This window comes from Pedobacter sp. 05L430, from assembly GCF_056397585.1.
On record NZ_JBFTNT010000127.1, the window covers coordinates 1 to 11,146 of the forward strand.

The following is an 11,146-nucleotide window of genomic DNA, read 5'->3' on the forward strand; positions in this document are numbered from 1 at the left end:
ATGTTATAGCTACTACCACCGTATGAGATCATACGCACCGGAATATGTTTAATTGAATCTAATACACGGGCAGCATAACCATGCTTCTCGGCACTGAAATCGCCTACAACACAAACAATCGACTGATCATTATCAACTTCTACACTTCCAAAATCATGTAGTTCTTCAATAATTTTATCAAGGTTATCCGTAAAATCAATAGTTACAGAAACAGCTACTTCAGAAGTAGTGATCATATCAATTGGCGTTTTGTAGCGCTCAAATATCTCAAAAACACGCCTTAAGAAACCATAAGCCAATAACATTCTGCTCGATTGGATTTTTATAGCGGTGATACCATCTTTAGCCGCAATTGATTTTATTTTGCCTTTTTCACTGTCGTTTGTAATCAAAGTACCAGAAGCTGAAGGCTCCATAGTGTTCAATAACCTTACAGGGATCTTGTATTTTTGAGCCGGAAAAACAGATTGCGGGTGCAATATCTTTGCGCCAAAATAAGCTAATTCAGCCGCTTCATCAAACGAAAGCTGGGAGATTGGTTTGGTGCCTTTAACTATCCTTGGATCGTTGTTATGCATACCATCAATATCTGTCCATATCTGAACTTCCTCGGCTAGTATGGCCGCTCCTATTAAAGACGCAGTATAATCACTTCCACCACGTCTTAGGTTATCCACTTCGCCAAAACTGTTTCTGCAGATAAATCCTTGTGTAATGAATAGTTTATTTCCTTTGTTCTGATCTAGTATTGGTTGTAAGTGTTTAGTGGTATAAGGAACATCAGGTTCATTGTCCTCATCAGTTTTCATGAAATCTAAAGCAGGCAACAATACAGATGGAACACCTATAGATTTGAGATAGATATGATATAATGTAGTTGATAACAATTCACCTTGTGCAAGTACTACTTTTTCCTCAATTGGGGTAAAAAGATCGTTTACAAGGGTTTCAAGGAAGTTAAAGTGATAGTTTACTACTTCTTGTCCTTGCTCACGAAAATCGCCTTCCGGTAAAAGCTCAACTACAAATTCATTATATTTCTGATGCATTGCGTTAATAAGACTTAACGCAGCCTGTTTATCTTCCTTTAAAAGTTTGGCTGAAATTTCTACTAAACTGTTCGTTGTGCCAGACACTGCTGAAAGCACTACAATTTGTTCTTCTGCCGGATCAATAATATCCAGCAATTTTTTCATCCGCTCAGGGCTTCCTACAGAAGTTCCTCCAAACTTTAATATTCTCATAGTTTTATAAATTGTTTTTTGGTAATAACCCCATCATCAAAATTCTGATGGTTTCATTATTAGTTATTTAAATTTTAAAGGTTAATATTATTTCAATCAAATTGGTTATATACTTATATTAGGGCGTGAAATTAAAGAAAACGGCGCTAATAATCATGATATTGACGAAATAAAATTTGGAATATTATAAGAATTGGGCTTTTCTAATGAAACTTCACAATTACATTACTGTTTTTCATTAAGACATCTTAAAAAACACATCATAAACTATGCAATTAGAAGCAGCTACATTAAATACCATAAACGAATGGCTTAATGGTAATTACGACGAAAAAACTAAGCAAGAAATACAGCAATTGCTAGATAAAGAGGCCTTTACTGAGCTTACAGATTCTTTCTATAGAAGTCTGGAATTTGGTACCGGAGGTTTACGTGGGATAATGGGTGCAGGATCTAACAGGATCAACAAGTATACAATTGGGACTGCTACACAGGGTTTATGTAACTACCTCCTTAAAAAATATCCGGGCGAAAAAGTTAAAGTTGCCGTAGCGCATGATAGCCGCAACAACTCTGACTATTTTGCAAAGATTACGGCTGATGTGTTTTCTGCAAACGGCATACACGTTTATTTTTTTAAAGCACTAAGACCCACCCCGGAATTGTCTTTTGCGATCCGTGAATTAGGCTGTCGCAGCGGTGTGATGCTTACTGCCTCACATAATCCGAAAGAATATAACGGTTATAAGGCATATGGTGCAGATGGCGGACAATTTACCGCTCCAGATGATACACTTGTTATGGATGAGGTAGCTGCTATTAAAAGTATTGATGAGGTTAAATTCGACCGTATCGATAACAATATTGAATTGATTGGAGAGGAAATTGATCAACTTTATCTGGATAAAATTACGGAACTGTCAGTGTCTCCAGAGGCCATTGCCCGTCAAAAAGACCTTAAAATTGTATATTCCCCTATCCATGGAACCGGAATTACATTGGTTCCTAAGGCCCTTGAGCAGTTTGGTTTTACCAATTTAACCTTGGTTGAAGAACAAAGTACCCCTGATGGTAATTTTCCAACTGTAGTATATCCAAACCCTGAAGAAAAAGAAGCACTTACACTTGCTTTGAAAAAAGCTCAGGAAATAGATGCGGATCTTGTTCTGGCCACAGACCCGGATGCCGATAGAGTTGGTATTGCCGTTAAAAATAATGATGGTGAATTTGTACTCCTAAACGGAAACCAGACGGGTAGTTTGCTAATTAATTACCTGTTAAGTGCATGGGAAGAAAAAGGCAAGCTTACAGGAGATCAGTATATTGTTAAAACAATAGTAACATCTAATCTAATTGAAACAATAGCTAAGGCTAAAAATGTTACTTATTACAATACCTTAACAGGCTTTAAATGGATTGGCCATTTAATGACAAGCCTTGAAGGTAAGAAAACATTTATAGGTGGTGGTGAAGAGAGCTATGGTTACCTTATTGGAGAGCTTGTTAGAGATAAGGATGCTGTTGTATCTTGTGCTTTTATTGCAGAAATGACCGCTTTTTACAAAGATAAAGGAAGCAGTTTATATAACGCTATGCTTGATATGTATGTAGAATATGGTCTGTATAAAGAAGAATTGGTATCTATAACCAAAAAAGGAAAAACTGGCGCTGAGGAAATCAAAGCGATGATGGAGAAATTCAGAAACAACCCTCCTGTTACATTAGGTGGTTCTAAAGTTGCAACTTTAAAGGATTACGAATTGGGTATAGAAACTGATTTAATTGCAAATGAAAAGAAAGATCTGGGATTCCCTAAATCTGATGTTCTTCAGTTCATAACCGAAGATGGAAGCATTATCTCTGCCAGGCCATCAGGAACAGAGCCTAAAATTAAATTCTATTGCAGTGTAAATGCACCACTTAAGGATAAAGCTGGCTTTAAAGCTGCTGATGCTGAACTTAGTGCGAAAGTAAAGGCTATTATGAACGATTTAGAGGTTTAATCACCTCTAAATCACCTTTTTATAAACTTAGGCTGCAGAATTATTTTGCTTGCCTCTTTCTTTATCAAAGTATTACTGGCCGAAGCAAGCTCATTTAAAAGTACATCGATGATCTTCTCGGCCATTTCTTCTATAGGCTGATCTACAACACTAATTGGAGGTGTATGTAATTTAAATACATCATGATCATCGTAAGCCACAATACTGAAATCATCATTGATTTCTTTCTTTATCAGTTTTAAAACCAACAGACCTTTAATTGCAAGGTAGTTAGTTGAAAATAAGACAGCATCAATCTCTGGATTCTTCTCAAACAGGAGCATTAACTGTGCTGTTGTATTGTCGTCAGTGCTATCAAAAGGAATTTCAGTATAAATATCTTTATTAAACTGGATGCCACGGTCTTGAAGTGCCTTTTCGTAACCCAGAAAACGGTTATTGATCTGGTCTACATGCAAATCCACAGTTACAAAAGCAATGTTCTTTTTACCGCTATCTATAAGGTGTTTTGTAGCGATGTAAGTACCATTAAAATTGTCTACTACAACATAATTAACTTCCATATCCGGAAGATTCCTATCAAATATAACTACTGGAATACGTTCCGTCAGCAATTGTTTAATTTCACTTTCAATGCCAGGTACAGGAGCAATAATATAGGCATCCACTTGTCTTGCCTTAAACATCTCTATAAGTTCCTTGGCCTTAACGGGATCATTCTCAGTACTTGAGTAACTGATTTTGTAACCTTTTTTATATGCCTTATCTTCTATCTTTCGGGCAATGCTGGCAAAGAATGGGTTAGATATATCTTCTACTATCAGTCCAATAGTTTGCGTATTTCCTGTTCGTAAGCTCCTGGCTACTTGATTGGGTTTAAAGTCAAATTCTTTAATAATTGTATTAACCTTTTCAATAACAGCTTTGCTAATACGCATTTGCTCAGCTTTGCCGTTTAAAATAAAGGATACAGTTGTAATAGATACATTGGCCTTGCTGGCAATGTCTTTTATTGATGCTGGTTTCATCTTACTTGTCCCTCACCTTTAACAATCCATTTTTCTGTAACTAGTTTTTCAAGGGCAAAAGGCCCTCTGGCATGCAATTTCTGAGTAGATATGCCAATTTCCGCTCCTAAGCCAAAAACCTGTCCATCAGTAAATCTTGTTGAAGCATTTAAGTATACCACAGCCGCATCAACCTGGTTTAGAAACAATTCAGTTTTAACAGGGTTTTGAGTAATAATTGCCTCAGAATGTTTTGAAGAGAACTTTGCAATATGATCAAGTGCTTCATCGATACTATTTACAATTTTCACAGAACACTTGAAATCAAGGAACTCTCTTCCAAAATCTTCGGGTTCAGCTTTATTAATTAAAGGATAATTCTGATCTTTTAAAATCCTATAAGAGTCTTCATCGGCAAATATCTCAACATTATATCCAGCCAGCATTGGTGCAAGCTTTTCCAGAAAAGTTTGTGCAATTGCCTTATCTACCAAAACAGTGTCTAATGCATTACAAACGGAGGGCCTTGAGACCTTGGCATTTACCACTATTTTAGCAGCATCATCAAGTTTAGCCGACTCTTCTACATAAGTATGGCAAACACCAGCACCAGTCTCTATTACCGGTACTAAAGCGTTTTTGCGAACGAATTCAATCAACTGATTGGAGCCTCTAGGGATAATTACATCTATATATTTTTCTGCAGTTAAAATATCTAAAATATACTTTCTTTCAGCAGGAAGTTGTTGTACAATATTTATATCAAGGTTATTTTCAGCAAGGACCTTCTGAATCAATGAAACTACAAACAAATTAGTATGATAAGCATCCTGCCCCCCTCTAAGTAAACAAACATTTCCTGATCTAATGCATAAAGCGGCTACATCAAGTGTAACATTTGGTCTTGATTCATAAATTACGCCAACTACACCAAGAGGAACCGTTCTTTTTTGAATAAAAAGTCCGTTATCGATTGTCTTTTCAGAAAGGATCTTGTTGGTTGGATCTTCCAGGTTTGAAACATCAACCAGGCTTTTGCTAAGCTCAATAATTCGTTCAGCATTTAACAGAAGACGATCCTTCTTGGGGTCAGTGTCAGACATCTTCTCCAGATCCTTTAAATTCTCAGCAATGATATCTTCTTTTCTCTCAGAAATAATTTGTGCAATTCGGGTGATTATGCTTTGCTTATCCTTATCACTGAGTGTTGATATGGATTTTTTGGCATTCTGTGCACTGATTAACTGGTCTTCTATCGATTCCATTATCATATTATAATATTACAATATCACTGGCATTGGCTATCTCCAGGTTATGTTGTTTAGCATTTTTACTAATCGTGTTCGACGATACTTTAGCCTGTGCTACGGCTACAATATTTTTCTGCTCGTCAATAATTTCAAATATTTCGCCATTAGCGAAATCTACTTCAATAGATTTTACACCAACAGCAAGCAAGCTTTTTCTTTTTTTAATTGCTTCGCTGGCACCAGCATCAACCATGAGTCGACCAGTTACCAGGCTACCACTTGCAAGCCACTTATTTCTTGCAGATATTGAGCAGTTTTTGGGTGTGCAGATAGTGCCTGACTCTCCTTTTGCTGCTTTTAGTATTCCGTCTGGTGTTCTAACGCCAAAAATAACGACCTTGATTCCCATTGTAGAAGCAAGGTTTGCGAAGGTTAGTTTAGAAATCATACCACCCAACCCTACCTCAGATGTATTTTTGTTAGCTAAAGAGAATACATCGTTATTTATGGATTCAATTGTGTCAATTACGTTTCCATCTTTATCCAGTACACCCGGAACTGATGTACCTAAAAGGATAAGAGAGGCACCAAAACCAACACCTAATAAAGTAGCAAGTTCGTCATTATCTGAGAACTTTAGCTCTAAATTACTAACTACATCATTTTCATTGGCAATTGGAATTACACCATTTTTCCATAATTCCTCGTAAGTTTCTTTTAGCTGAAGGAATTGAGTTCTATGAGAAAAATGCTGTCTCTCGCATAAACTTTGTGCAATAGAAATATTATAGGGTTTAAAATGTTTTGAATAAGTGCTTAACAATAGCGGATTACCAATTGAAGCAGCAGCTTTTCGCTCACTAATTTTACCTTTATAATTTTTTATGTATTTTTTTCCAGCTGCAACTGCACCTGAAGATACCAGTATTAAGTGGTGATTAAGAGCAAGTTCTGCTACTTGCCGGGTTATATCTGCAATTATTGCTTCATCAATTTCTCCTTTAGAGGTAGTGATGGAAGCGGAACCTAATTTCAATACAAGTATAGACTTGGTCATTGTGGCTGTTATAGTTTATTTGGCGCGAAAATTCGAAAATAGATAAATTACTGCGTATCTCGTAACTATAAAATAAAAAAATCCTCCTTTTTATTAACTAAAGAGGAGGATTTAKGGAATAAGTTTATCTAAAAGTTCATTAAACCAATGAAGCTTCTAAGCTAATCTCTACGTTATAAGCCTTACTTACAGGGCATGTGGCCTTGGAACCAGCCGCAATTTCCTGGAACTTGGCATCATCAATTCCGGGTATGTCAGCTTTTAGGACAAGATGTGAAGTAGTAATCACTCCATTATCCAAAGTGACAGTTGCTTTGGTTTCTAATGAAGTTGGATTAAATCCAGCTTCCGTTAAGTCTAAGCTTAGTTTCATGGTGAAACAGCCAGCATGAGCTGCAGCCATCAATTCTTCAGGGTTGGTTCCAATTCCATCAGCAAAGCGACTATTAAATGAATATTGTGTTTTATCAAGTACTTTGCTATCGGTTGTAAGGTTTCCTGAACCTTCTTTAATAGTGCCATTCCAAACGGCTGTTGCATTACGTTTCATTTCAATAAATTAAGGTGATTATTAAAAGGTTGTTTATTTTGTTTTATCGCGATTTCTATTCAATTTGATTTTGATCTTCCCGTCTTCGCCATCAGTTGCTAGTAAATGTAATACAATTCCTTTCATCCTTCTTGCTCTTTTTTCATTTTTATCTGTAATCTCAGCATCCTTTTTAGGATTTCTTAAGGGTACATCCAAAGTAATGTTAGTCCCGGTTGACATTGAGTATACGCCGGCAATATCCATATTCAGCAAGCTCGAATTAATTTGCATAGGGTTGATGGTAATTTTTTGACCACGTACATCAAACTTTCCATTCAAGTTCGTAAATGAAATGTTGTCCAAATCCCTAAGTGGGAAAGCAAATTTCCCTACATTTTTAACCGGATCGAAGCTTATCAGCGCCCCTTTTTTTAAATCAAATGCGATGCTGCCATATAATGAATTGGGAAGGAGATTTCCTTTATCGCTTATAACCCCCGATATATTAGTCTTAGAAAACAGATAGCCTCTTAAGTTTTTTGACGTCAGTGTTTTCATGCCGAAGTTATCAAAGGAATAAAAGAAGTTTTTAATGTCCACATTAGTAATTGTAGCATTAAGTTTAAAATTATTGGTACTGCCCTTTTGAGCAATGCTACCATTTAAAGAAAGTGCACCACCAGCATGCTTTACATTTACATTTTTAATAGCTATGCCATTTTCTGAGAGCAATAGATCTGCATTAGCATTAGTAGCAAGAAACTTATTGTAGTRTATCTTATCTACTTTAACATTCATATTTACTTGACTCTTTTCAAAAAGTTCATTCAGGTTTTCTGAAAAATTAGATTTCTTACTTCTCTTTTTTGCTTTTGGTTTTCTGGTTCCAAGGAAGCCGATAAACTCCTCTAAATGAAGCTCTGGGCTCCTGATCTTCCAGTTGAGCAGTACTTTCTCCGGATTAGTATAATAAAGGTTTAAGAAATTACTTACAGAACCTTCCATAGATACAATGCTTTTACCGCTTTGTAAACGGATGTTCTTAATATAGAGGTCCTGATCAGTAAAATTGAGTGAAATGGCTGTGTTTTTGAAATTCACCTTGCGGGGAACATAACTTACATCTGCATTCTGAATATCCACCACGCCTTTAACAAAAGGTTTGGCCAGCATAAAATCTACAATATCTGCACGGTAAGCCAGTTTGACATTTGCTGTGCCGTTACCGAATTTGAGCATCTCCTCTCCGATGACGTTGTTAAGCTTTGCAATTTCAAACTGTGAAGTGAACAGCCCCGTGGCAATTGGTTTATTCAGGTTATTGATAAAGGCGGTGTCAATGGAAAATGGTATCTGCGCATAGCTTCCTTTAAAACTAAAGAGCTTAATGGCTGAGTTTTCATCATTTATTCCTTTGCCTTTAATATAGTTATTGGTAAAAAAACCGGTAAAATTACAATCTTCAACTRCCCCACCCCGCGTGGTTAGCACATTATCCTTTATGAGTGCCTTAACATTGATAGCAGGGTCTCCACCAGGGCCCATATTGCCAGCCAGCGTGCAATAAACATGTATAGGTTGCTTAAGGTCAAACATGTTGAGCTTAGCAGTAATATTTGGAGCCAACAACGCGGAAGCATTGCGCCATAAAATATTTTTGGTTTCTATATTGATGGTAAAGTCTGTGTTTTCTTTAGAAGTATCAAACTTAGCCCCAATTATAAATGGATCTTTTCCAATATTTAATTTATTAGGAGCTACCAGCAAAATTCCGGAATCGTCGTTATAGGTAATTTTAAAAGGACCTTCTAAAAGTTTGTCTTTAATAAAGCTGCCTCTTCTGGTGTTAAATGCCAGGCTTTTGGCTAGTGCTTTAAGTTTAATGTCAGCCTCCCAACCGCCAAGTAAAAGATAATCCATATTGCCCTTTAAATCGTAAATGTCAAACTGAAAGAGTTTATGTCCTTTTTGATTGTCTACCACAAAACTGACATTGCTTAACGTAAACTTTCCCAGTTCCGGGCTTGAGCTGTTATCATCTTTTGGCTTTTTTGATTTGTCTTTTTTGGGGAAAATAGCGGTATTGCTATATCCATTACTGTCGGTAAACAGATAGATTGCTGCATCATTAATTCCTATTTTTTTTATTTCAATAGTTCCCTTAAGTAAGGCTAAGGTATTTACAGATACTTCCAATTCTTTAGCATCTAAAAGCGTATGCTGATGGTTTTTCCAAAGGCTATCTTTCATCACTACATTGTTTAGTTTAATAGAGACGCCAGGAAATCCGCGTAAAAAGGTGGGTTCCATGCTTGCTATGGTAAGCGTGCCATGGAGGTTTTTATTTAGCTTTTGCGTTATGGTTTCCAGTAAACTCTTTTTATTTGAGTTCACATATAAAGCAAGAGCTGAGAAAATTAGAAGTATCAACCCTATAAGGATACCCAGTACTTTGAGTGTTATTTTAGACCAGCTTGGCATTTTCTGTTTTATAGTCAAACGTTTACAATATAATAATTGTTTTCGAGATAATGATTCTGGCTTTTTATTAACTGCAGCCTATTCCATTTGGGCTGCCAGACTTAAACATTCAGGAAAAGATTAGCACTTGAAAAAATCTATAGGAAAGGCTTAAGAAACCCTTAAGTCTTTCTTATAGATTATTCAAGTTTTTTTGTTTGAGATTAGAGCATACGCTCCTTCAGTCGAGATGACGGAGAAAGGTCACTTTGAACGAGGAAGGGTAACTATGAATATAATGTATGATTACTAGAACCCTAGTTCTGCTTATGCCGTTTTTAGATTAAGTGCATGTGTGGTTTGAATCCTGATCTCTTCAGTTAACTGAGCATTTCCGTTCAGCGCCTCACCATAAGAAGGAATCATACTTTTTAGTTTTTTCTGCCATTCTTCAGATTTAATCTGATCAGCAAAACAACGCTCCATTAAGGTAATCATGATGGAAACAGCAGTAGATGCCCCCGGAGATGCACCAAGTAGTGCTGCAATTGATCCATCGGCAGCAGTAACAACTTCAGTACCAAACTCAAGTACACCACCATGTTTTTCATCCTTCTTAATTACCTGAACACGCTGACCAGCAGTTTCGAGCTCCCAATCCTCCATTTTTGCGGTTGGCAGATATTCTCTAAGCGCAGCCAGACGATCTTCTGGTGACTGACGTACCTGATCAATCAGGTATTTGGTAAGCTGCAGGTTATCTAAACCTGCCGATATCATCGGTCTGATGTTATTAATTTTTATTGAAAGAGGTAAATCAAGTAAAGAACCATGTTTCAAGAAACGCGTAGAGAAACCAGCATAAGGGCCAAATAACAAAGCTTTTTTACCATCAATCATTCTTGTGTCAAGATGTGGGACAGACATTGGTGGGGCACCAACAGACGCCTTTCCATATACTTTTGCATTATGACGTTCAATAACTTCCGGATTAACACATTTAAGCCATTGTCCACTTACAGGGAAACCGCCAAATCCATTTCCTTCTGGAATTCCCGCTTTTTCAAGAAGTGGTAAAGAACCACCGCCTGCGCCAATAAATACGAATTTTGCTTTTACAACTCTTTTTTTACCGGTTGTTTCATTTTTAACCTTTACTTCCCATAAACCATCTTTTTGCTTTAGTTTGCGAACTTCATGGTCAAAATGCATACTTACGCTTTCCTTCTTTTGAAGGTAATTAAACATCATTCTGGTTAAGGCACCAAAGTTTACATCGGTACCAAGCTCCATTTTTGTTCCAGCAACTTTCTCTGCCGAATCCCTGTCGTTCATTACTAAAGGCATCCATTCAGCAAGTTCTTTCGGATCTTCAGAAAAGGTCATCCCTCTAAAAAGATCACTTTTCTGAAGGTTATTATACCTCTCGCGTAAAAATTCAACGTTCTCCTGCCCCCATACAAAACTGATATGTGGTATGCTTTTGATAAATGTTTCAGGAGAATCAACAATTTTATTCCTTACCAGGAAAGACCAAAACTGTTTGGATACTTCAAAAGATTCAGCAATTGAAACCGCTTTTTTAGTTTCTAC

8 protein-coding genes are annotated in these 11,146 nt (G+C 36.7%); 1 reads left to right on the plus strand and 7 read right to left on the minus strand.

Features of this window, described 5'->3' with window-relative positions; genetic code table 11:
* A partial coding sequence (locus AC1DG9_RS16185; protein WP_477634893.1) for an aspartate kinase occupies positions 1–1,244 on the minus strand: 1,244 nt, incomplete at its 3' end.
* Positions 1,245–1,513: 269 nt separating this feature from the next.
* Between AC1DG9_RS16185 and AC1DG9_RS16190 the strand changes: the two genes are divergently transcribed.
* Positions 1,514–3,247 (plus strand): phospho-sugar mutase, encoded by a 1,734-nt coding sequence (locus AC1DG9_RS16190; protein ID WP_337716106.1) that lies wholly within the window; start codon positions 1,514–1,516, stop codon positions 3,245–3,247.
* Positions 3,248–3,258: 11 nt separating this feature from the next.
* Here AC1DG9_RS16190 and AC1DG9_RS16195 read toward each other — a convergent pair whose 3' ends face one another.
* The 6 genes from AC1DG9_RS16195 to mqo all read right to left on the minus strand — a co-directional run.
* Complete coding sequence (locus AC1DG9_RS16195; protein ID WP_337716105.1) at positions 3,259–4,275, minus strand: LacI family DNA-binding transcriptional regulator; 1,017 nt, start codon at positions 4,273–4,275, stop codon at positions 3,259–3,261.
* Positions 4,272–5,519, minus strand: a complete 1,248-nt coding sequence (locus AC1DG9_RS16200; protein WP_172662775.1) for a glutamate-5-semialdehyde dehydrogenase — start codon at positions 5,517–5,519, stop codon at positions 4,272–4,274. The genes AC1DG9_RS16195 and AC1DG9_RS16200 overlap by 4 nt, the downstream gene beginning before the upstream one ends.
* Positions 5,520–5,526: 7 nt before the next feature.
* Positions 5,527–6,561, minus strand: coding sequence for a glutamate 5-kinase (gene proB, locus AC1DG9_RS16205; protein WP_172662774.1), 1,035 nt, complete (start codon positions 6,559–6,561; stop codon positions 5,527–5,529).
* 139 nt (positions 6,562–6,700) lie between these two features.
* Entirely contained in the window at positions 6,701–7,111 is a 411-nt protein-coding gene (locus AC1DG9_RS16210) for an OsmC family protein (protein WP_172662773.1), read from the minus strand.
* A gap of 33 nt (positions 7,112–7,144) precedes the next feature.
* Positions 7,145–9,574 (minus strand): AsmA family protein, encoded by a 2,430-nt coding sequence (locus tag AC1DG9_RS16215; protein ID WP_477634894.1) that lies wholly within the window; start codon positions 9,572–9,574, stop codon positions 7,145–7,147.
* Positions 9,575–9,880: 306 nt separating this feature from the next.
* The coding region (gene mqo / locus AC1DG9_RS16220) for a malate dehydrogenase (quinone) (RefSeq protein WP_477634895.1) at positions 9,881–11,146 on the minus strand (1,266 nt) is incomplete at its 5' end.

Excerpts from the sequence above, each read along its gene's own strand:
- AC1DG9_RS16190 (WP_337716106.1), top strand. The coding sequence starts at position 1,514 with ATGCAATTAGAAGCAGCTACATTAAATACCATAAACGAATGGCTTAAT.
- AC1DG9_RS16200 (WP_172662775.1), bottom strand. The coding sequence starts at position 5,519 with ATGGAATCGATAGAAGACCAGTTAATCAGTGCACAGAATGCCAAAAAA.
- AC1DG9_RS16195 (WP_337716105.1), bottom strand. The coding sequence starts at position 4,275 with ATGAAACCAGCATCAATAAAAGACATTGCCAGCAAGGCCAATGTATCT.
- AC1DG9_RS16210 (WP_172662773.1), bottom strand. The coding sequence starts at position 7,111 with ATGAAACGTAATGCAACAGCCGTTTGGAATGGCACTATTAAAGAAGGT.
- proB (WP_172662774.1), bottom strand. The coding sequence starts at position 6,561 with ATGACCAAGTCTATACTTGTATTGAAATTAGGTTCCGCTTCCATCACT.